Consider the following 23,551-nt stretch of genomic DNA (forward strand, 5'->3'; position numbering starts at 1 on the left):
CTTCATAATAAGAAGCAATAACAATTCGGGATGAACAAAGAGAGGTGCAAACATGAAGCTGCAATACAAGAAACCTGCATCCATATGGACAGAAGCACTGCCAATCGGCAACGGACGGCTAGGCGCGATGATCTTCGGAGGCGTGGAGAAAGAGCGGATCGCGCTTAACGAGGATACGTTATGGTCGGGTTATCCGAAGGATTGGAACAATCCAGGGGCCAAGGAGGCGCTGCCGCGCGTCCGCAAGCTGATCAAGGAAGGGCGGTATGCGGAGGCGGACCAGGAAACGAAACAAATGATGGGTCCGTATACGCAATCCTATCTTCCCTTCGGTGATCTGCATTTATCCTTTGAGCATGGCAATAAATACGAGGATTACCGCAGAGAGCTTGATTTGGCAAATGGCTTGTCCAGCGTAGAATACCGCGTCGGCGATATTACCTACAAAAGGGAGCTTCTCGCCTCGCATCCGGATCAGCTTATTGTGCTTTGGCTTGAAGCAAGTGAGCCCGGAGCGATCAATGTCCATGCAAGGCTCGATAGCCCGCTGCGTTACCGGACTGAAGCAAATGGGCAGTGCTATATTCTGAAGGGGACGGCACCGGAGCATGTTGCCCCTAGCTATTTTAAAGATAGCAACCCTATCGTATACGGCAGCGGCTCCGAATCGGAGGCGATGACCTTTGAAGGTGTGCTTGCCGCTCATTCGGAGGATGGCATGATTACTGCGGATGCAGATGGACTTCATGTGTATGGCGGTACGCGGGTTTGTATTTGTTTTAGCGCGGCAACCAGCTTTAACGGCTATAACCGCCTTCCCGGAAGTCAGGGAAAAGATGAGTCAGCGGCAGCGGCTGCCCCGATAGACCAAGGGCTTCAGAAATCGTATGAGCAGCTTAAGGCTTCGCATTTATCCGATTACCATTCGCTTTTCAATCGGGTTTCCCTTCGTCTTGGCGAGGCTTTGGCGCCAGTCGATATGTCAACAGATAACCGGATTACGGAATATGGAGCAGCGGACCCTGGCTTGGTCGAATTGCTCTTTCATTATGGTCGCTATTTGATGATTTCCAGCTCGCGCGGGGGTACCAAACCGGCAAATTTGCAAGGCATTTGGAATGAATCGACAAGGCCGCCTTGGAGCAGCAACTGGACGCTGAATATTAATGCGGAAATGAATTACTGGCCTGTGGAAACGTGCAATTTGGCCGAATGCCATCAGCCGCTGCTTGATTTTATAGGAGAGCTTTCCGTTAACGGTGCCGTTACGGCAAGCACGAATTATGGCACTCGCGGCTGGACGGCGCATCATAACGCGGATATTTGGGCGCAAACCTCTCCTGTAGGAGATTACGGAGACGGCGATCCTGCTTGGGCGTATTGGCCGATGGGTGGCGTATGGCTGACTCAGCATCTTTGGGAGCATTTTGCGTTTGGCAAGGACGAGGCGTATTTGCGCAATCATGCCTATCCGATTATGAAGGAAGCGGCATTGTTTTGTCTCGATTGGCTGATTGATGACGGACAGGGCCATCTAGTGACTTCTCCATCCACCACGCCTGAGCATAAATTCCGGACAAAGGACGGGGTATTCGGAGTGAGCGAAGCGACAACGATGGATTTGTCGTTGATTTGGGATCTGTTCACGAACTGTTTGGAGGCTGCGGAACGCCTTGGCGTTGATGAAGAGTTTAGGGCGGGGCTGATGGCGGCTAGAGCTAACCTCCTTCCGCTGCAGATCGGAAGTTATGGGCAACTGCAGGAATGGTCGCAGGATTTCGAGGATGAGGATGTGCATCACCGTCATGTGTCTCATTTGTTCGGCGTGTATCCGGGCCGGCAATTAACGGCTGGCCAAACGCCAGAGCTGTTCGAAGCAGCCAAGCAATCGCTGCTTCGGCGCGGCGATGAAGGGACGGGCTGGAGTTTGGGTTGGAAGGTTGGCCTATGGGCGCGGTTCCGCGACGGGAATCATGCGCTTCGGCTTCTGGACCAATCGCTTCGACTAGTGAAGGAGAACGAAGCGGAGCTGTATGATCATGGCGGCGTATACGGCAATTTATTCGGCGCTCATCCTCCTTTTCAAATCGACGGTAACTTCGCAGCAACGGCAGGCATTGCTGAAATGCTGCTGCAATCCCATCTGACGTATCTGGAACTGCTGCCAGCGCTTCCGGATGCATGGTTGACCGGCGAAATCAAAGGTCTGCGGGCACGCGGCGGATTCGAAGTAAGCATCCGATGGGACAATGGGAAGCTCGTGGAAGCGGAAATCGTGTCGCTGAGCGATGAGAGTTGTTCCGTGTGGGTAGAGTCCTCATGGGCAATTGAAGCTTCTGATGACAGTGTTGTTCACTGCAGCGGTTGTGATGCAGGCGTAGTTCAGTTTGAGACAAAGACGGGGGAAACCTTCCGGATTGTGAATAGAGAAATTAGAAAATAACAAAGTGTCCAAGAGACGGTACGCTAAATAAGGGGGAGACAGCTGCATGAGTGAGAAAAAACTGATTCTGTTTTTGGATAGCGGCGATACCATTATTGATGAATCGACGGAAGTTAGGGATGAGTCAGGCATCGTCATAAGCGCTAATGTCATCCCTGGTGCTGACGTTATGTTAAAGAGCCTGTACGATAGCGGTTATACGCTCGTACTGGTTGCTGATGGAGAAGCGCAGTCCTTCAAAAATATGTTTATCCAGCTTGGGATTTACGATTATTTTACCGCTATGATCTATTCAGAAAATATAAAAGCGCTAAAACCGAGCGCTCGCATGTTTAAAGCGGCGGCTGGTGCGATTGAGCTTCCGGAAGCGGAGTTTGGACGCGTCGCCATGGTAGGCAACAATTTGAGCCGCGATGTGAAGGGGGCCAATGCGTTGGGCATCACGAGCGTTTTTCTTAGCTGGACGCCACGGTATCCTCATGAGCCTGCCGATGAGAGTGAGCGCCCGGACTATTCAATAGCCGAGCCGCTGGCTTTGATTGCGCTTGCTGATCAATTGAATGAAGCGCTCGGGAAGTGAAAAATATAAATAGAGCAAAGCCGACCTCGTTGGAGGTCGGCTTTTTCTTTTTTTTGATAGAAATGTTCGTATGCCTACAAATAAGCGTAATTGTTCGCTCTTGAGAGGATAGATGTACGGTAAACGTCGCAGATGTCCCTATTCAATCGGCGACTATTTTAGCTATGATCAAAACTGTAGTAAGCGCAATCATTATACTAGCTATTATATAGACTACCGTGGGAGGCAGAACATTGAATACACTGGGTAGAGTACGCAAACATTCGATTACTTATGATCGTCCGGCACCGGCTTTTTTTGAAGGAGCATTGCTTGGCAACGGGGGACTAGGAGCGGTCGTGACGACGCGACCCGATGCGATCGTTATTCACTTCGGACATAACAATGTGTGGGACATACGCATAGCGGAAAATCATCAGGATCAAATCGGCACTTTTGAACAATTGTTCGCGAAGCTGAAGGAAGTGCCGGAAAGCTATGCCTCATTGAGCGATGAAGCTTGGTACCGCGATTACGTAGCCATGACCAGCGAAAATTATAACTTCCCGTATCCACGTCCGATGCCTTGCGGCTCTCTGCTGTTAGGCTTTGACCGGCGTAGAGCCGAAGTGCTGGGGCATTCGCTCCAAATGGAAAATGGGCTTTGCGAGGTTTATTTTCAGCTTGAGGACGCTGTTGCTGCCGTGCAAATATTTGTTGATCAGCAGGCAGATCGTTTATGGATAAGGATGAAGGAAAATGGTCAGGCACACGCGGTGGGATCGCTCTTTAATCGCATCAAGCTGATTCCTGATTCCAACACGCCAGAGGAGCTGCCTGCGCTGGTGAGCGAGGTTGATCCAACGGGCAATCGGCTTTCATTTCGGCAAACGCTTCCTTTCTCAAATGAACGGGAAGAGATGGAAGCAGGGCATTCGAAAGACCGCGCCTTCCGCCTGACGGCAAACGCCTCATCGACGGCTTCCTTCAGTGAAAGCAGAAATCCGCTGGAGGCAAAGCTGGACGCTGGTAATGACTTTGTCCTGCGAATTGACTTGGAAGAAGGAAGCGATGCATCGATTGCGAAGCGGCTGCTGCCAGCCGATCCTCCAGATCAGATGGCTGCTTATGAAGCGTTTGTCCGCACTTGCGAGAATTGGAGTGATTATTGGTCACGTTCGGGCGTAGCGCTGGCGGATGAGTTTTTGGAACAAATTTGGTATCGTAATTTGTATTTCTTTCACTGCTCCGTGAAGCCGGATGCGACCTGCCCCGGCATCTTTGCGAATTGGAGCTATGGCAAGATCGGTTCGGAGTGGCATGGAGACTACCATATGAACTACAATACCCAGCAGCCATTTTGGGTAGCGTTCTCCAGTAATCATGTCGACAAGCATTTGGCATATGTGAATATGGTCCATCATGTGCTCCCTGTCAGCCGCAAATGGGCTAAGGAATATTACGGGCTAAGAGGCGCCTATTATCCGCATTCCGCCTATCCGGTCGAGATGAATGTCATGCCGTATCCCGTGCCGCATTGGGGCTGGGAAATATGCGAAACGCCATGGACCGTTCAGAGCCTTTGGTGGCATTACTTATATACGATGGACAAAACGTTCCTTGTGGATCGTGCCTTTACACCGATGAAGGAAGCGGTATTGTTCATGGTGGATTATATGAAGCGACCGGAGGCGCACGGCGAGCAATGGGGAGATGACCGCTATCATATTTTTCCGACGGTCGTGCCGGAGCTTTATGAGCTGACACCTGGCTTCAAGAAAAACAGCGATTGCCTCGTCGATCTGACGTTGACGAAGTTTTTGTTTCTCGCATTCGAGAAAGCATGCGCGGAGCTTGAATGCAGCGGGGAGGAGGCAGAGCTGCTTGCTGAGGTGAACGAGGTTCTCGCAAGGTTCCCGGATTACCCAACCGCGGATTCACAGCGTGGGAAAGTGTTTGTGTCTGTCCCCGGCGAGGATGCGGAGGTCATCTACAACGTGCCAAATGGAATCACGACTGTATTTCCAGGGGAAGAGCATGGCTTGCACTCCCCGCCGGAGGAGTACGCTATCGCATTGAACTCTTACCGAAACCACAGGAATGAAGGCGGAAACGAGCTTGTCTTTTATCATTTGGCGGGAGCCCGTTTAGGGCAGTTGGATCTGGAACGCTTCAAGCGGCAGATTGCTTATTGCATGCTTCCCAATGGAACCTGCACGGATAAATTGCTGGAAGCGGGAGGCCGCTATTCCGACACGACAGCATTTGACTACATGGCGCCAATGGGCATCTGGTTTGAAAACTTTGCGCTGCCAGCCGTCATTAATGAATGCTTGATGCAAAGCTATAACGGAGTTATCCGCCTCTTCCCAAACTGGTCCTTGCGGGAGCCGTCAGAGTTCACGACGCTGCGGGCCGTCGGTGGTTTTCTGGTCAGCGCAGCAGCATCGGAAGGAGAAGTCGAGTGGTTGGAAATTTCAAGCGAAGCGGGCGCGAAGCTGAGCTTGTACAACCCTTGGCCGGGCAGAGAGGTGAAATGCAGCGGAATTGGCGGAGATCGCAGCTTCTCTGGCGAGATCATCGCGCTGGATACGGTGAAGGGTGAGGTGCTGCGCTTCGAGCTGTACTGATCATGCGCGGTGTGAGCAACCTTTAGGGTCACGCTTGCAGTCGGAGCCCCAGTCGAGTTCGCTGTTACAGACTCAGGTAGTCACAGTCTCAAAGCGGTAGCAGCAGCAGAAGCAGTCAAAGTCACAGTTTCAGTGCGTAAACTAACCCTCAATTCTGTTGAATTAGAGCCTTTTGAGAAAAAAACTAAATTGATAGCATAAACTATTATCGTAAAAGAACCTTCTATCTCACCGAAAGGTGTTGATGAAGGTTCTTTGCTTTTAAGACATATTTTCTGTTGAATATGTGATAGGGCGCTGCTTTGAACTGCCCTGCCTTTGCAATTCGAATAGCAGGTTTCGATAGTATTGAGGTGATCTTCTCGTGTGAAATGAAACGGAGATTAAATGGAATTTCTCCTGCTAAAATAGCCTTATTGGATTGGAATAGAAAATAGATGGGATTTGTCCCATTAATCTAGCTGTTTTTATTGAATTCCGAATGAATTCTTGGAATTAACAGGAAAAAACATTTGTAAATATCAAAATCAACTGGAATCCTGAAGATTAGAGGGAGAAATTCCATCTAAACCAAATAGAGAGTAGCGGTAACTAAAAGGTGAACCGAGCGAACAAAGAAAAAAATGAGAATCAGACGTACCTAGCGAAACCGAGTGAAATCTGAGGGGGAACTTAAAGCTGTAGAGTGATCTTAGATTGCCTTAAATATCGAAGTGGCAAGATGATTTACATACCCCAAAAAAATCAAAGGAATACCCTAAGGAGTCTAGGGTGAATAATTGAATTCAGCTTTATATAATGAATAAGCAATAGTCTATTTGCGTTGATAACGTTGGACAGGCGTATTCACCAGAGGTTCTCATGTCGGTTCCTTCGGCTATTCATCCAAGCATGTCATACAAAAAGCAGGGGTATTATGCATAAAATCATAGCTATACCTTTCAAGCCGCTGCCCAGGAAGTTGTTATGGCTTTCTATTTTTTTGCTTATAGGTATGGCAACTCTTATATTTCCGGCATTACATTTGTCAGAAGCCAAGTTATTTCCTGGGCTGGTTTATTTTGTTATGATGGTCTCTCTGCAGTTTGCTTTATATGGCGCGGAGGGAGCCCGTTCGGAGAGGATGCAGCGTAACAGAGCAGAGAACAGCGCGAGAGCATCGGATTCCGTATCTGTTTGGAGAAAGCTTTCCGGTTGGCTAGGGCTCGCTTTCGTTATTTATTTAGTCTTGTATGCAGCCGTTCTTGGTTATATTGGGTTCGCATACCGCAACATATCGCTTGAAGGCTTGCAGGTTTCTTTCATCTACACGTTATTATGCTGGTGTATTCCGTTCTTCTATTCTGCCATTTTGGGCTATGTCATTTATAGCTGGCTTCCTTCCTATTATGGGTACTGCTTAATCATAGTCGTCTGGTTCTTGACTATGCCTTACCATTCAATTCTGGGTCTCATTCCGAAAAAGGTTGCCGGTTGGGTGGTGAATGGGGACCCTAACATTAGTGAAGTTTTTTCGTCACAGCTGCTGGAGGGCATAGAGGTAAACAACGGCTATTACGCGCAGCGGATGTTTATGTTTCTTATTCTGATTTCTCTATACTTGATGGTGAGCTATAAACGCAGCATGCAAATAAACGGTGCAGCAGCAGTATTGCTGATTATAGCAATGATGGTACCAATGGTCTCTCCTTTTGTTCCTTATATAGAAGGAAAAGAAGAGCCGCAGCTTGCCGTTTTTCGCCTGCCGGCCGATGCGGATGAGGTTCAGAGCAATTATACGATCTCCAAGTATGTCCTTCATATTCGTCATGGCAGAAGCAATCACGACCTTCGCTATACGGTGGATATGAACATTGTTGCGAATTCTAATCGAATCCAAATGGCGCTTTTAAAAGATTTTCAAATCCGTTCAGCCAGGCTGGATCAGATTCCGTTAATCGCGGAGCAGCGGGATCAAATGGTGATGCTTGATTTGCCTGAGAAGCAGGGGGTCCTGCATATGGAAATCGAGACCCGTTCGTATCATCCCGTTGGACCAACGACTGCGCAATTGGTGGCAACATCGCCTTGGTATCCGATGAATCCGCTTGAGGCAGAGAATCCGTATGAAAAAGCGACCAAAGAGCAATATGATATCTATTGGAGCTCACCTGCACCTAATGAAATTCGCAGCAATTTGAAGCAGAAATCCAGTTTACATTGGAGCGGAGAAGCGTATGGTCCGACTTTGTTAATGGGGCGGTTCAAAGAGAAAAGGAAGTTGGTCTATCCCCATTACAAAACGGTTGGACAAGCGAGCGGCATCAAGCAAAGAATAGAGAGCTTTGTTTATGATCAGAATGCCAAATATCGAACGTCGATAAAGCTTCCGTCCAATCTTTATTATGTATCTGCCTTTCGAGGCGTGCAGGCGAACCCGGACGAAGCATATATTTCCGCTGAGGCTAATTCGTATGAGGATATTGATCGGATATTTTATAGAAAAATGGATCAAACGAAACAAAAGCCATGATTGAAGGTCAACAATGACCTTAATCATGGCTTTCTTTTTGCTGTGTTCCCTATTAAGTATGGACGATTCCTTTGGCCCGCGCATCTTTCAGCCACTGCGGATACTCATTGAACAATCGATCGTAAAGATCCTCATCACTGACCCGATCCAAATCATCCAGCGCAAAAAAATCAGCGTTATCGAGCACGCGGCCTCTTAAATCGTCTAGCTGGCGCAGCACTCCGAAATCCGCATTGCCGAGGCCGACAAACTGCCAAAATAAATTTTGGCCGGAGCTGTCAATGAGGAGCTTGGAAATTTTCTGGGTCTCATAAATGCCGCCGTCACTGAAAAAGACAATGTAGGTAGGCATGCCGGAAGGCTCTTCCTTCGTATATTTCTTAATAATATCCGCCATGACCACTGGTTCATTGTTGCCTGCGCCTAGCCCTCCAAATAAGCGAGGGGCTGGATAGGTGTTTTTTACGTAATTTTCATATTCATTTTCGTTAACGCTCTTCATTCGCTGGCTCTTGGATGCAAAGAACCACACATCCATCATGCCGTCGTCATCCATGCTGGCGGCTACCGCTAGTACCCTCTCGAAAGCGCGCTGCACGACGCCGCTCTCGTAGAGTCCATACATAGATCCTGATGCATCGAAAATAACAGCGACTCTAGCTTTTTCTTGCTCGATATTTTTTTTGCGAAGGGAGATGGCAACCTTTTGCTTCAGCAAATCAATTTTATTCAAATTGATCTTAGCTGGTGCGCTACTTGCCACCTCGGATCGTGAAGCTTCAATGACAGAGGTTGCGCTTGTTTTTGCCTGACTGGCTTGAGACGCCTCGGCTGCAGGTGCTGGGCTGCTGCTTTCTTCTTCTGCGACATTGACGCCATGAGCCTCCGCAAGCGGTTTTAAACCGCCATGGAAGCCCCGGCCAACTGCGCGAAGCTTGAAGCCGCTTGAATGCCGGTACAGCTCGGCTAGTACAAGGGAGGTTTCGGCATTGCCTTCGGTTATGTTATAGACGACCTCGTTGACCGATGTTTCCGCTGCGATCCGGCAACCTGCCACATCGGCGAACGTTCCCGGCCCATCAAGGGTAATTGCAAATACGCATTTTTGAATAGGGGATGATTGCAGGGCCGAAAGATTAATGATGAATTCGCTGTTCAGTTTATCCTTTGGAACAAATTGTACGATGCGTCCGGGATCAGCGGGTTGATTATAGAAAACAAAATAATCATCCGAGGATACTTTGCCGTCAGAACCTACCATAAAGCAGCTCACGTCAAGCTCTGCCGGCGAATGCTTGCACGAAACGGCAACTTTCACCGTAGTCGCCTCGCCGAGTGGGGCATTCGCACCCGTAATTAAATTAATCGTAGATGAACTCATACATTCACTCTCCTTGTCTCATCATGAGATTTGAAGGGATAACCTGTATATTATGGAAACCCTACAACGTAATGGTTGCATTATAGCATAGGAATCCGTAGAGAACTATTTTCATAGAGACTGGAAGCTTTAAGCTTGATAGGCAAATCTTTGAGCCGTTTCACCTTGTTGATTTAAAAATGCTGAATTTTGGATAGGACGGACTAGTTAACTAGGATACTAGGGAGCAGCGATGGACAAAATGATAAGCTTCCCTCGTCTATATGTTAACTAACATAACATAAAATGATTTTTATTGTGATTTTAACAAAATGAGTCCATACTTTTTTGTAAATAACACAAAGACATAGCAATATTTTTGTAATATAATATGACACAAGAAGAGAAAGGGTCGAAAACGAGTTAATAAATATAACATAAAGGAATCAGCTTACGATCGATCTTGCCGATGAGCTTGGAAGGGGAATAAAGGATGCAGATTACAGCAACGCCTTACAGTTGGCCTTATGACGGAGCCATTGATCCTGTGAAAACCGCGTTAGTTATTATTGATATGCAGATTGATTTTTGCGGCAAAGGCGGATATGTAGAACAGATGGGGTATGACCTTTCATTGACGGCTAGGACCATCCAACCGATTAAGGAGCTTTTGCATCGCGTGCGGCAAATTGACGGATTTCATGTCATTCACACGAGAGAGGGCCATAAGCCGGATCTCTCCGACCTGCCAGCAAATAAACGATGGCGCAGCAAGCAGATTGGCGCGGAGATAGGCTCCGTGGGACCTGCCGGACGCATCTTGGTCCGGGGAGAGCCAGGCTGGCAAATCATTGAGGAGCTAGCTCCTATAGAGGGGGAAGCGATCATAGACAAGCCCGGCAAGGGCAGCTTTTATGCAACGGATCTGGATTTGATTTTGAAAAACAAAGGCATCACCCACTTAATTTTGACGGGAATTACAACAGACGTGTGTGTGCATACGACGATGCGCGAAGCGAATGACAGAGGGTATGAATGTCTGATCCTTGAGGATTGCACGGGCGCAACCGCCCCTGAAAACCATCATGCAGCGCTCAATATGGTCAAAATGCAAGGCGGCGTGTTCGGCAGCGTAAGCAGCTCCGCGGAAGTCATGAAAGCAATCGCCCAGTATTAAGCAAGCGAAAAAATAGAAATAGATAAACCAACAACATCGGAGGAAACCATATGTGGAAATTATCCAGAAAATCATTGATTATCGTCATGTCAGCACTTTTACTTGTCTTATCGGCTTGCGGGTCTAACAGCAAATCCAATTCGGAAACAGCAGGTGGAGAAACGGGAGAGCTGAAAAAAGTCGTCTTGCGATTGAAATGGGTTCACCAAGCCCAGTTTGCCGGATTTTATACAGCGGTAGAGAAAGGCTTTTACAAGGAAGCGGGCTTGGATGTTGAAATCAGACCGGGCGGCGCGGACTTCCCATCCGTACAAATGATTGCTTCGGGAACCGAGCATTTCGGGGTAACTGGCGCGGATCAAATCTTGATGGCAAGGGAAAAGGGAGTTCCAGTTACGGCACTTTCGACCATTTACCGGAAAACGCCTTTTGTATTGTTTAGCTTGAAGGAATCCGGCATTACGAAGATGGAAGACTTGGTTGGCCAAAAGATTGGCGTCAAGCTAGGTGGCAATGAAGAATTAACTTACCGTGCGATGGTGAAAAATGCAGGAATAGACGGCTCTAAGGTAGAAGAGATGCCGGCCAAATATGACCTGAGTCCGCTGCTCAGCGGCCAAGTGAAAGCATGGCCTGGTTATGTTATCAATGAAGTGCTTGCTGTGCAGGAGCTAGGTAATGAAGTGAACATCATTCAACCAAGCGATTACGATATTAATTTTTATGCTGATACTTTGTTTACCACTGAGGACATTATCAAACGTGATCCAGAAATGGTGAAAAGCTTTGTTCAAGCTTCTATGAAGGGCTGGAGCTATGCTATCGAGAATCCGGAAGAAGCGGCTGAATTTGGCCTGAAATACGGTGATAAGCTGACGCTTGACCACGAGGTTAGCATGATGAAGGCAAGCATTCCATTACTTGAGCCAGAAAATTTGCCACTTGGCAAAATGGATACCGAAGCATGGGATGTACTGCAAAAAAACCTGATCGAACTGGATTTTCTGAAGAAGGAACAAAAGCTTGACGATGTATTTACGAACGAATTTATCGAATAGGGTGTGATTTTATGCTAACAACGGCCAGTGATCTGGGGAAAGAAGCTTCAAAGCTGCAGAATCAAACCACAACCATTTCTTCCAAGAGCGAAATCGCGGTTACATTAAAAAATTGTTCCCTATCCTTTGGCGATGTGCAGGTGCTGAACAACGTGTCGCTTGATATTTACAAAAATGAGTTCGTCTCGATTCTTGGTCCCAGCGGCTGCGGCAAATCAACGCTTTTGCGCTTAATGCTTGATTTGCTCCAGCCGAATGCGGGAGGGGAGATCATCTATCCGTCGAAGGATCTCTCCCTCGGCATGGTGTTCCAAAAGCCGGTCTTGATGCCGTGGCTGACAGCGATTCAAAACATCGCCCTGCCGCTTACGATCGGTGAGAAGAAATTCACGAAGAAGGAAGCGAAAGAGAAAGCGGAGGGGGCGCTGCGGCTGGTTGGTCTGCAGGACTTCATGAATCACTTTCCGCACCAGCTCAGTGGGGGAATGCAGCAAAGAATCGCAATCGCCCGTGCGCTGGCTGCTGATCCAACGGTACTGCTCATGGATGAACCTTTTGGCGCACTGGACGAATTTACGAGAGAGAAACTGAACTTTGAGCTGTTGCGCCTATGGGAGAGTCCCGAAACGAGCCTCAGCACGGTGGTCATGGTTACCCACTCCATCCAAGAATCCGTGCTCATGTCCAATCGCGTCATCATGATGTCGCCAAGACCTGCAGGTGTGGATGATATTATTCCGGTTCCGCTGCCATCTCCTAGAGAGGTTGGCATGGAGGAGCTTCCCGCCTTCCATCAGACGGTCAAGGAATTAAGAAAGCGGGTCAAACATCTATGAAAACGAAAATAAAAGACGCGTTGTACCCTGTCGGATTCGCCATTGGTTTTCTCATGATCTGGGAGCTTGCGGTACGCCTAATGGACATACCGATCTATTTGCTCCCTTCGCCTACGGATATTATAGCCGTCATCGACAGCTCGCTGTGGTCGCATATGCTGGTCACGCTGCTGGAAGCCTTAACGGGCTTTGTATTCGCTAATATTCTCGGACTTATTACCGCCGTTATATTTGTTCATTCCAAACCAATCGAGAAGGGCGTTTTTCCGCTGGCGATTGCGCTGAAAACAACGCCGCTTGTCGCTCTGGCACCGCTTCTGGTCGTTTGGATGGGGACGGGCTATTCCTCCAAGGTAGTAGCCTCGATGCTCATCTGTTTCTTCCCGATTCTCGTTAACAGCGTGAAAGGCCTGAAAGCAATCGAGCATGAAGCATGGGAGCTGTTCTCCACCTATAAAGGCACAAAAGCAGAGATTTTCTGGAAGCTGAGGCTACCAACGAGTCTGCCCTACGTGTTCTCTGCTCTGAAAATCTCAACCTCGCTGGCGATTGTCGGCGCGATCGTTGGTGAATTCGTAGGCGCAAATAAAGGACTCGGCTATGTCGTATTGGTATCTTCTTACCATATGGATACGCCGGTGATGTTCTCCGCTATTATCGCTTCGGCCTTATGCGGCCTTGTTCTCTTCTGGGGAATTAGCCAGCTGGAGAGAAAAATTATTTTCTGGCAAAGGACGGATGACCTATGATGAATTGCTCCGTGATACGCGTTCCTAGCCGGTCGCCAAATGATGTGGCCGCACTAGAAAAATATATCGAGCAAGGAAAGATTGCTCCGCAGGATGTGATCGCCGTACTCGGCAAAACCGAAGGCAACGGCTGCGTGAACGATTTTACGCGAGGCTATGCGGTGATGGCTTTAAAAAACTTTTTTGCTAATTATCAAAAAGAGACGACTTCCCCGATCTCCTACGTGATGTCGGGAGGAACCGAAGGCATATTAAGTCCTCACTTCACGGTAATTAGCCGCAAGGGAGCACTTAGCAAGGATTCAGTGAAGCAAGAGCGGAAATCGCTGGCGATTGGCGTTGCGAGAACAGCCGATTTCCTGCCGGAGGAGCTTGGCCGACTTGCTCAAGTGGATGAGGTGGCGGCCGCGGTAAAACATGCGATTGAGGAAGCCGGCATCGCGTCTGCGGCAGACGTGCATTTTGTCCAGATCAAGTGTCCGCTGCTAACGGCGGAGCAGGTTCAAGATGCCTATGGCAGATCCAAAAGCACCGTTACGGAAGATACGTACAAGTCGATGGGCTACTCGCGGGGCGCATCGGCGCTCGGCGCAGCGGTCGCCCTCGGAGAGGTTGATCGGGAGGCGCTGCAGGAAACGGATATTTGCGGGACCTGGGAGCTGTTCAGCAACGTCGCTTCAACCTCCGCAGGCAGCGAGCTTTCGTACTGCGAAGTGATTGTCTTCGGCAACTCCGCCTATGCGGAAGGGCCCTATTTCATAGCGCATGACGTCATGAAGGACGCGATTGACGCGGCTTCTCTGAGGCGATTGCTGGATGCGCACTCGGATTGCGAAATGGTACAGGTGCTGGCTAAGGCGGAGGCCGATCCAACGGGCTATGTCAGAGGCAGCCGCCACACGATGCTGGATGATTCGGATATTAATCATACGAGGCATGCCCGCGCGGTCGTCGGTGGCGTACTCGCTTCCGTATGCGGCGATCCGATGATTTACGTATCGGGCGGGGCAGAGCATCAAGGCCCTTCAGGCGGCGGGCCGGTAGCCGTCATCTTTAAACGCAGCGAATAAACGGAATAAACCATACAACAATATAATAGCGATTAATGGAGGAATGCCATCATGATCACAGCGAAAAAAACAGAGGTATTAATCGGAGAAAATATGCCATGGGGGCTTATGCCGGACCATATTCATTTGTATCACCGTGAGATTGTATCCGCGGCGCAGGCGGATCAGATGGGTTTTCAGACCAGCTCCGTTTTGTGGGAGAAAATCGGCGTTGGCGGGCAGGTATTGCCGCATTACCATGACGTTGCCGAAATCATCTACATTACGGTTGGCAAGGTAAAGCTGCTCTGCAATGGCGAATGGCAAAGCTATAAAGCAGGCGATACGTTCCATGTGCCGGCAGGCGTCGTGCACTCGGTTGCGAATGACGACGATCAGCCGACGGAGCAAATTAGCATCTTCTTGCCGGTAGGGGAAGATACGCCGGTCAACTCGTTTTTTAACACGACGCTTGTGGAAGATGTGTATTCCACGAAATTGAAATAGGCAGGCGGGATATGCGATGGCAGATAACAATAAGGCAGGATTCACGTGCAGTGATGTTTTGCTGATCCCCGACTTTAAGGAAGCTGTCGTCTTGGCTGGCGCTAATGGCATGCAGCGAATCATTAACCGCGTCAACGTGATGGAAGTGCCGGATGTTATCGACTGGGTAAGGCCTGGGGAGTTTCTCATTACGAGCGGCTTCCCGTTCCGGGACCAGCCGGACGCCATTTCGGATATCATTCCTCAATTAGTAGAGAAGGGGGTTTCGGCCCTCGGCATAAAGACCAAACGGTTTATCGATAAGATTCCTGCCCGTGCGCTGGAGCTGGCCGATCAGCTCGATTTTCCGATCTTCGAGCTGCCGTCCGCGACCGTATTCTCGGATGTCGTCCGGGATATTATGGAGCGTGTGCTGGTGCAGGAGGCGAGGGAGCTGTCGCTTCTGCAAAGCCGCTTCCAGAAGCTATCGCAGCAGCTTTTGTACGGAAAAGGAATAGAGGAGTTTTTGCAGACGCTGGATGGGATATTGAATAACCCGATTATTTTGCTGGATGATTCTGACCATGTGTTTCTCTCGCCTCAGGCTGAGCTTCTGGAGCAGGCGGATAATGCAATGCTTTGGGCGCATCTGCGGGAGGAGACTAATCTGGGTGTGAGCTTTATTACGCTCGGAGAGCGCCGTATCCGCGTGTATGTATCAGCGGTCAATGACAAGCAGTATGATAAATGCCTGCTTATTCTTCTGGAATGGAATCAAGAGCATTCCGTTGTCGATCGGTTGACGATCGACCGCGTTGGCGTATTGGTGGGGCTTGAGATGATCAATGCCAATGCGAGGCGTGAAGTGGAGCTCAAATACGTCGATCAGTTCGTCCAGGATTGGGTGACAGGGCGAATCGTCACGATTGAGGATCTGAAGCTAAGAGCGGAGGCATGCGGGTGCCCGCTCGGGGACGAGCGGCCGCGATATGTCGCGCTGGTACGTTTTCTGAACGGCAAACCAAGCATCAAGCAAATGCAGCAAGCCATTAAACGGCTGAGAACAAAATCCATAAGCGAGGACCTGCAGGCAACGATACTGGAAGGCGAGCTGATCGTTCTTTTTCCAGAAGCGATGCAGGGTCAGCGGAACACGGCATTCGAAAGGATTGCTGCGGATATGAAGGCGGTTTTTGCAGCAGAGAGCTATTCTCTTTGTATCGGCAACCGGGTCGATAAAGCCGACAGGGTCTATGAGAGCTATAGCGATGCCAAAAAAATTCATTATATTAGCACGATTTGCGATTACCGCGAGCCGTATGTCGATTACAAGAAGCTGGGCGTATTCCAGCTGCTTTACCATCTTCCGGACACGGAGGAGGTTAAGGATTACCGCAATCATTATATTATGCCTCTGCTCGCGTATGATGTGAAGCACAACTCGCAATTATTTGAGACGCTGAAGATTTATTTTAAACATAACCGAAATGTGAAAAAGACGTCAGCGGAGCTGTTCACCCATTATAATACAGTCGCTTACCGGGTGGAGCGGGTGTGCGATCTACTGGGCATCAGCTTGGATAATGGCGATGATATTTTGCAGCTGCATCTAGCGGTAAAGCTGAATGAGATGCGGCCGGCATAAATGGCAGGATGGCAAAGGAGGAGAAGCATATGAGCAGGCTGAATATTCCGCGCGAGCTTACGGTTGCGTGGCTGCGCGAGAGGTATGGGAGCGACAGCCTTACGCCTGAACAGGTCATAGAAGAAATCATTCATCGCGCTCGCGAAGACGAGGCGCTGAATATTTGGATTACGCCTCCGGCGTTGGAGCGGATTAAGCCTTACTTGGACCGGCTGCAAACGCTGGATTCATCCTTGCCGCTGTGGGGCGTGCCATTTGCCATTAAAGACAATATTGATTTGGCGGGTACGCCTACAACGGCAGGCTGTACCGAATATGCGTATCTGCCTGCTGAGAATGCAACAGTTGTCGAGCGTTTGCTTGCTGCCGGTGCCATTCCAGTCGGCAAAACCAATCTAGACCAGTTTGCTACTGGGCTTGTTGGAACAAGAAGCCCTTATGGCGAGACGCATAACGCACTGCAAGGCGATTGGATTAGCGGAGGCTCCAGCTCAGGATCTGCCGTCGCGGTGGCGCGGGGCCATGCGGCTTTTGCGCTGGGCACCGATACCGCTGGCTCCGGGCGGGTCCCGGCCGCGCTTAATCGGCTTGTTGGCTATAAGCCGAGCTTAGGAGCTTGGCCTACCAAAGGCGTCGTACCCGCTTGCGCCAGCCTCGATTGCGTGACTGTTTTTGCCCACAATGCAGAAGATGCATGGACAGTCGATGATCAAGTGCGCGGGCATGAGCAATCAGATCCTTGGTCACGCAGCGTTCCCCGCTTGCAAGCGAAGCTTCCGGATAAACTATATTTGCCGTTGAAGCCGCTGGACTTCTATGGGCCGCTGGCTGCCGAATACAGCAAAGCATGGGATAACGCAGTGGAGAGAATCAAAGCGCTGCCGATTCCGATTGAATACATCGATTATGAATTGTTCGCGCAGGCGGCTGCTCTATTATACGATGGTCCATGGGTTGCCGAACGGTGGGCAAGCGTAGGGGCGTTTGTGGAGGAGCATCCGGGCGTTGCTTTCCCTGTAACCGAGCAGATCCTGCGCTCGGGCGGATCCGGCAAGCATGATGCGGCTTCTGTATTTAAAGCGATGCATCAGCTGCAGGAGCTGCGCATGAACAGCAATGAGCTTATGCAAGGTGCAGTTCTTGTTATGCCGACCTGCGGAGGAACATGGACAAGGGCGCAGGTGGCGAGCGATCCGATTGCCACGAATTCGGATATGGGACGTTATACGAATCATTGCAATCTGCTCGATCTGTGCGCAGTGGCAATCCCTGCGGGGGATGCCGCGCCGGAAATGCCTTTTGGCATTACACTATTCGCGCTTTCGGAAAGCGAGCATTTGGTGCAGGGGGCTGGTGCAACGTTTCTAGAAGCGGAGCTGCCGCAGCCGAAAGCAGCAACAAGCGATAAAATGATGGTCGCCGTTTGCGGTTTGCATATGAGAGGGTATCCGCTCGAGAAGCAGATGCTGGCGTTTGGCAGCCGTTTCGTACGTGAGACGCATACTGCGGCGAAGTATCAAATGGTGAAGCTGCCAACCGTGCCGGCTAAGCCTGGCTTGCTGAAGAAGCAGGACGGCGGCCGCTCGATCGAGCTGGAAGTATGGGAAATGCCTGTCGCTTCTTTCGGCGCCTTCGCAGTGCTTATTCCGGCGCCGCTCGGCATCGGCAAAGTGGAGCTGGCGGATGGGTCAGAGGTTTCCGGCTTTATATGCGAGGGCTACGCGGAAGCGGATGCCGAGGATATTACCGCTTATGGCGGCTGGAGGCATATAAGGTAAAAAGGAAGAAGGCTAGCCGGCTTGTTGCGGGCTAGCCTTCTTTGTTCCTACAGTTCACTGATATCATGCTCGATCGTATGGTTCCAGCCGTTGCCCATTCTCCAAGTTACTTCCACATTTCTGCTTGAAACCGTGCGAACGATGCCTCTTTTAAGCGGCCTTGGATTTCCTCGAACCCTCACTTTGTTAAGGTGGTTCTAGACAAAGAGCTACATCATCGTACTTGGTTTGTATACAAAATAAAAAAGATGGATGTGTATATGGACGAGCGATATTCTAATGGAAACATTGAAATAAGAACATGATGCTTTCAAGAATATGGATATAATTTCAGGTGAGTGAAACCAAACCGAAAATCACCACCTGAATGTAATTACGTCATATGTTTTTTTCCATGCACCAGTAAAAAATCATAACCTAACAGCCTCTTTGGACGATAAGCTACCGCTTTGCGCCTCGCAATAACGACTGCTGCTTAACAATTACTGAACAAAGCCATATAAGCTTGTAAGTTATTCCGTTTCAATTTATCATAAAGTGCACATGAGCACTTTCGGAGAGGGGAATTTCCCCAGTGAAGCTAATGATAATATTGAAACCATCGAAGCTAGTAAAGTTAGTGAATCAATTAAAGCTAGTAAAGGTATGGAAACTATGGAAGGACCCATTTGCAACGTGGCTACTGCTGATTACGCTGGCGGGAGCTCTGTTTATTGCTTGGCAGATCGGGCAACACAAGGAGGCTCCTGCCATTGAGAATGGCATACTGGATTTGGCGGGTTGGGATTGGGAAGCGAACCGTATCTTTCCGCTTGATGGGGAATGGTCCTTCTTTCCCAACCAATTATTGACGCCGGAGGATACGAAGCACGAGGCTGCGGCGTTGCCTACCATTCCGGTACCAGGCAATTGGGATGGCTGGCATGGCGGAAGCGACATAAAGATGCAGGGACACGGTTACGGTACTTATCGTCTGCTGCTCCGCAACGTTCCAACCAACCAGACGCTGGCGATCGGCAAGCCTTATGTTCGCTTTGCGGACAAGCTATATGTAGATGGCCAGTTTCTGGGTTCTTCAGGGCAAACAGGTATTACTAAACAAGACTATGAGCCGCGCAATGTTCCTTACACCGCATATTTTCGCCCTTTAAGCAGCGAGGTGGAAATTTTGCTGCAGGTGGCTAATTATGATTTTCGCAGTGGGGGGATTTTTGAGTCGGTTGAGCTAGGAATTGGGAAGGACTTGGAACTTCGTGGTCAATTGCGCGCGGGGTTCGAATTGATGTGCGTCATGATGCTGCTGCTTTTTGGGTTATTGTTTCTGTTCTTGTCCTTTCGGTTTGACCGTAATCCATTGATGCTCTTGCTTTCAGCGTTTTCATTCTGTTTCAGCATAAGTGTCATTACGAATGGGGAACGGCTGTTTCTGATGCTTTTCCCGGATATTCCCTTTGAACTGGCATTCAAAATCAAATATATTTCGGTTTATATGGGCCCGGCCCTGTTGTTTTTTATTTCATGGAGGTTGGCCTCCGTAACGTGGCTGCGCAAGTTTTTGCTATTATCGGTTTGGATTCTATCAACATACTGCGTCGCTATTATTTTTCTGCCTTTTTCTATCTATTCTAATTTTCAGGAAGCTTTATATGGCTACGTTTACCTCGCCTGCGCGACGCTTACGGTTATGCTATTCTACTCTTATTTGAAGAAGCGGTTTGGCTCACTGGATACGCGCCAATTTCAAATATTATTGGCAACCGTGTGGTTATGTTTGATGGGAAGTTCCGTCGTTATCTTGAGCAATATGCATCTTATCCCCCCTACGATGACGAATTTGACTAGTCTGCTGTTGCTATTATTTATCTCGTTTTTTCTTGCTTACCAATACATTGGCGTTTACCGCTCGATGAGAAAACTGACAGATCGGCTGCAAATCGCAGACCGTATGAAAGACGAGTTTTTGCTCGTTACATCACATGAGCTGAATACGCCTCTAAACGGTATTATCAATATGTCCGACTCGCTGCTGGCGGCATTGCCCACAAGTTTACGGCAAATGGAGGCAGAAGAGAAGCTCTACCGCATTCGAAATATCGCCTATCGGATGTCGAATATGGTTAAGGATATTATGGATGCTGCCCAAATGAAGGAAGGCAGTCTGAAGGTGGTAAGCCGGACGGTTGATCTAGGCATGAGTATCTCGGTTGTTATTGAAGTTTTTGATTTTTTGGCAAAAGGGAAAAACACGCGTTTTATTCATCAGATCAATCCCGAAGCAAGATTTGTATGGGCTGATGAAAACCGTCTTTTGCAGGTGCTTATTCATGTCATTCATCATCTATTAAAAAATCAGAGCGGTAAGATTATATTTATTGAGAGCGAGTGGGACAAGGAGTGTGTTCGGGTTATTTTCCGGCAAAAGGCAGCCGAACTATTGGCGGAAGAAGAAGCACGGCAAGCACCTTGGGAGGAAGATGCCTATGAGGGCTTTGAAATGGGAATGTCAATGGCTGGGGAATTGCTCAAGCTGATGGGTGGGCAAATTGCGATAGATGAAGTGGCCGATTCGGTCACGATCTCGCTGCAGCATGCTGATGTAGAGCAGAGTGGGTGGTCTGTGCCACTGCATATTCCGAAGAAAGAGCCTCCTTACAAGCCACGCCTGAAAGCAGGGGATCGACCGGGAAATGATGCGGAATCCAGCATTATGATCGCCTCGGCGAATTCGGTTGATTTGGAGCATTTGTATGGCATGCTTACAATGGAAGGTTACCAAACTAGCGGTGCTGGGGAGAATGGAGAAGTTTATTCGCGTATTATGACTGAACGCCCTGATTTGGTTATCGTGGATGCTCTGCTGCCAAATTCGAACGGTTATGAGCTATGCAGGCAAATTCGCCGCCGTTTTAACCATGCTGAGCTGCCAATTCTATTGATTAGTACCCGAAATACACCTGCTGATATTGAAGCGGGAATTTCTGCGGGCGGCAGCGATTTTATTACGCGTCCTTTCGATGCAGGAGAAATCCGGGTACGGATTCATACGCTGCTTTCCATGAAGCAGCTGGTTAAGGATGCTGCGCGGAGCGAAATGGCTTTTTTGCGATCTCAAATCAAACCCCACTTTTTATATAATACGCTTAGCACGATTATGTCGCTATGTTACACAGACGGGCCTCGGGCAGGCGAGCTCCTTAGTATTTTCAGCCGGTATCTCAGAATAATTTTTCATCAGGATAATACGGAGGACACCGTTTTGCTCAGCAATGAGATGGAGCTGATTAATGCATATGTCGGGATCGAGCGTGAACGGTTTGGGAGCCGGTTAAACATCGAGTTTGATGTGGATGAGAGTCTGAATGGCATACGCATTATTCCTCTGACGATTGAGCCGCTCGTGGAAAATGCGATAAGGCATGGCGTATCCAAAAAGGTGAAAGGCGGCACGGTGCGCTTATCGATTCAACAGGAAAACGGTTTGGTAAAGGTTGAGGTTGCAGATGACGGAGTGGGGATGGCCAAAGGGCAGGTACAGGCGATGCTTGGGCCTGACTCGCCAGAGCAAGGAGTTGGCTTCCGAAATATCAGAAGGCGCGTGGAGCATCTTACTGGAAAATCACCAGTGGTGGAAAGTGAGCCTGGCGTTGGAACGAAGGTGACCATTTGGCTGCCCATCTCGTATTTGAACTATTAAAAGCTGCTAGGGGGAGCAATATGATTACAGCGTTTATCGTGGATGACGAGGAGCATGCGTTGAATATACTAGAGCTGTTCCTTGTCAAAACGGGCAAGGTTCAGGTTATCGGCAGGTCAAGCAACGCTTTTGATGCGATAACCGCATTTGGGCATATGCAACCGGATGTGTGGTTTCTAGACATTGATATGCCTGAAATGAATGGAATTGAGCTTGCAGACCGGATTCGCATAAAATATCCTAACGCTGAGATCGTATATGTTACCGCTTATAATCAGTATGCCGTCAAAGCATTTGAGCATGCTGCTATGGATTATTTACTAAAACCGCTGGAAATCAACCGTTTGGCGATTACGATTGACCGCTTGAGCCGGAAATTAGAGGGCACCAAACCTACAAGCAATACAGATGACGAACAGCTCCCGGTTAAGTTGAAAATTCGGATGCTCGGAACTTTACAGGTTTTTACGGAGAGCGGCGCGAGTCTGAAATGGAGGACGACAAAGGAAAAAGAGCTGCTTGCTTTCTTAGCGCTGCAAGGATTTGTTCCAGTTCATCGTGACCGAATTCTTGACAAATTGTGGCCCGATGACCCTTATCAGAATGCCAAGGTTTACTTTCATACCTGCGTTAGTTTGCTCCGGAAACATTTTAAAGAGCTTGGCGTTAGCCATGTTTTGAACTATGAGAATGAGAAATATATGTTGGACGCAGCTCAAGTTGATGTTGATGTTGAACAGTTTAAAAATGGATTGAAGCGATGGAAAAACGAGGAGGAAGCTGCGCTAGAAGAACTGGAGCAATTAATGGAGCTGTATCGGTTTAACTTTTTGCAGGATGAGGATTATCCCTGGGCCGTTCAAGAAAGCATTCAGATGGAGAAAATGGCTATGCAATGGTTTGTTTGGCTAGTGAAGCTTTACATCGAAAAGGAAGACTGCTATAAAGCGATCGAAACGGCTGAACGCGCGATACAGCTAGCTCCTTGCGAAGAGCCTTTATACCGCCTGCTTATGCAAGCGTATGTAAAGCTAGGCAATCATTCACAAGTGCAACGGGTATATTTTCTGCTCGTGGAAAGGCTGGCAGAGCTTCGTATCCGTCCGGCAGAAGAAACTAGGTTGCTTTATGAGCAGATAAAAGAAAACTAAACTCACGATTAAGAATAAGGTAATTAATAGAATGGCTATTTAGTCGGGATAGGATGAACTAAGGTAACAGATAACCTGTAGGCATATCATAAGTTGGCAATGGAGGGCTTCCCAAATGCCAAAGTCTCTAGGGGTTTTCTCTTACTTTTGAGCTAAATAAATGCTAAGCCAAATGATGCGGCGATACAGAATGAGCTTTCAAATATACGACCTGATGTACCTTGGGAGGCTACAAACCAGGCGGCTGTCCATCTTTGGTATCAAAATGTCTTTGGTTATCCTGTTGCTCCTTTGGAATCGACCGAGGCAGCAATTTACACATGGCCTGAAACTGCTACCAGTGTCGGGGTCAAACTCCTTCCAAATGATGATCTACAGATTTGTGCTCCGTGAGTCACATTTCATTTTCGTGAATGACTAAGAC

17 protein-coding genes are annotated in these 23,551 nt (G+C 48.7%); 15 read left to right on the plus strand and 2 right to left on the minus strand.

The genetic code is table 11. The annotated features are described in order from the left end of the window. Nucleotides 1-52: 52 nt before the first annotated feature. The 4 genes from E0496_RS16035 to E0496_RS16050 all read left to right on the plus strand — a co-directional run bounded on the left by E0496_RS16035 (nucleotide 53) and on the right by E0496_RS16050 (nucleotide 8,144). Nucleotides 53-2,443, plus strand: a complete 2,391-nt coding sequence (locus E0496_RS16035; RefSeq protein ID WP_141502796.1) for a glycoside hydrolase family 95 protein — start codon at nucleotides 53-55, stop codon at nucleotides 2,441-2,443. 46 nt (nucleotides 2,444-2,489) lie between these two features. Beyond that, entirely contained in the window at nucleotides 2,490-3,023 is a 534-nt protein-coding gene (locus tag E0496_RS16040) for an HAD family hydrolase (protein WP_141502797.1), read from the plus strand. A 233-nt stretch (nucleotides 3,024-3,256) separates the two neighbouring features. After that, nucleotides 3,257-5,632, plus strand: coding sequence for a glycosyl hydrolase family 95 catalytic domain-containing protein (locus tag E0496_RS16045; protein ID WP_161601446.1), 2,376 nt, complete (start codon nucleotides 3,257-3,259; stop codon nucleotides 5,630-5,632). A gap of 1,024 nt (nucleotides 5,633-6,656) precedes the next feature. Beyond that, nucleotides 6,657-8,144 carry a hypothetical protein gene (locus E0496_RS16050; protein ID WP_206669785.1) on the plus strand — a complete coding sequence of 496 codons (1,488 nt, stop codon included), beginning with the start codon at nucleotides 6,657-6,659 and terminating at the stop codon, nucleotides 8,142-8,144. Nucleotides 8,145-8,196: 52 nt separating this feature from the next. Here the strand turns inward: E0496_RS16050 and E0496_RS16055 are convergent, their stop codons facing one another. Next, nucleotides 8,197-9,525, minus strand: coding sequence for a vWA domain-containing protein (locus E0496_RS16055; RefSeq protein ID WP_141502800.1), 1,329 nt, complete (start codon nucleotides 9,523-9,525; stop codon nucleotides 8,197-8,199). 472 nt (nucleotides 9,526-9,997) lie between these two features. Here E0496_RS16055 and biuH point away from each other — a divergent pair, with 472 nt between their 5' ends. The 8 genes from biuH to atzF are packed head-to-tail and all read left to right on the plus strand — an operon-like array spanning nucleotide 9,998 to nucleotide 18,282. Then, nucleotides 9,998-10,681, plus strand: coding sequence for a biuret amidohydrolase (gene biuH / locus E0496_RS16060; protein WP_141502801.1), 684 nt, complete (start codon nucleotides 9,998-10,000; stop codon nucleotides 10,679-10,681). Between the two features lie 50 nt (nucleotides 10,682-10,731). After that, on the plus strand, nucleotides 10,732-11,739 hold the full coding sequence (locus E0496_RS16065) for an ABC transporter substrate-binding protein (RefSeq protein WP_141502802.1): 1,008 nt from the start codon (nucleotides 10,732-10,734) through the stop codon (nucleotides 11,737-11,739). Nucleotides 11,740-11,750: 11 nt separating this feature from the next. After that, the gene (locus E0496_RS16070) at nucleotides 11,751-12,575 is read left to right on the plus strand and encodes an ABC transporter ATP-binding protein (RefSeq protein WP_141502803.1); all 825 of its coding nucleotides are present in this window, start codon (nucleotides 11,751-11,753) and stop codon (nucleotides 12,573-12,575) included. Continuing rightward, nucleotides 12,572-13,324, plus strand: coding sequence for an ABC transporter permease (locus tag E0496_RS16075; RefSeq protein ID WP_141502804.1), 753 nt, complete (start codon nucleotides 12,572-12,574; stop codon nucleotides 13,322-13,324). Before E0496_RS16070 ends, E0496_RS16075 begins: the two co-directional genes overlap by 4 nt. Next, nucleotides 13,324-14,394 (plus strand): cyanuric acid amidohydrolase, encoded by a 1,071-nt coding sequence (atzD, locus tag E0496_RS16080; RefSeq protein WP_277755858.1) that lies wholly within the window; start codon nucleotides 13,324-13,326, stop codon nucleotides 14,392-14,394. The genes E0496_RS16075 and atzD overlap by 1 nt, the downstream gene beginning before the upstream one ends. A 51-nt stretch (nucleotides 14,395-14,445) precedes the next feature. Continuing rightward, entirely contained in the window at nucleotides 14,446-14,880 is a 435-nt protein-coding gene (locus E0496_RS16085) for a cupin domain-containing protein (RefSeq protein WP_139996488.1), read from the plus strand. 16 nt (nucleotides 14,881-14,896) lie between these two features. Then, complete coding sequence (locus E0496_RS16090; protein ID WP_141502806.1) at nucleotides 14,897-16,504, plus strand: PucR family transcriptional regulator; 1,608 nt, start codon at nucleotides 14,897-14,899, stop codon at nucleotides 16,502-16,504. 29 nt (nucleotides 16,505-16,533) lie between these two features. Beyond that, the gene (gene atzF, locus E0496_RS16095) at nucleotides 16,534-18,282 is read left to right on the plus strand and encodes an allophanate hydrolase (RefSeq protein WP_141502807.1); all 1,749 of its coding nucleotides are present in this window, start codon (nucleotides 16,534-16,536) and stop codon (nucleotides 18,280-18,282) included. Between the two features lie 47 nt (nucleotides 18,283-18,329). On the opposite strand, the gene E0496_RS36890 is transcribed toward atzF, so the two are convergent. After that, nucleotides 18,330-18,464, minus strand: a complete 135-nt coding sequence (locus E0496_RS36890) for a hypothetical protein (RefSeq protein ID WP_277755859.1) — start codon at nucleotides 18,462-18,464, stop codon at nucleotides 18,330-18,332. Nucleotides 18,465-18,865: 401 nt separating this feature from the next. On the opposite strand from E0496_RS36890, the gene E0496_RS16100 reads away from it, so the two are divergent. From E0496_RS16100 to E0496_RS16110, 3 genes are all read left to right on the plus strand, one after another. Further along, nucleotides 18,866-21,976: a hybrid sensor histidine kinase/response regulator gene (locus tag E0496_RS16100; protein ID WP_241674829.1), complete on the plus strand. Its 3,111-nt coding sequence runs from the start codon at nucleotides 18,866-18,868 to the stop codon at nucleotides 21,974-21,976. Between the two features lie 20 nt (nucleotides 21,977-21,996). Beyond that, entirely contained in the window at nucleotides 21,997-23,127 is a 1,131-nt protein-coding gene (locus tag E0496_RS16105) for a response regulator (RefSeq protein WP_141502809.1), read from the plus strand. Nucleotides 23,128-23,310: 183 nt separating this feature from the next. Further along, nucleotides 23,311-23,520, plus strand: coding sequence for a nucleotidyltransferase family protein (locus tag E0496_RS16110; protein ID WP_338325861.1), 210 nt, complete (start codon nucleotides 23,311-23,313; stop codon nucleotides 23,518-23,520). The last annotated feature ends 31 nt before the right edge of the window (nucleotides 23,521-23,551 follow it).

The sequence above is a fragment of the Paenibacillus luteus genome, from assembly GCF_006542765.1.
Taxonomy (GTDB): domain Bacteria; phylum Bacillota; class Bacilli; order Paenibacillales; family Paenibacillaceae; genus Pristimantibacillus; species Pristimantibacillus luteus.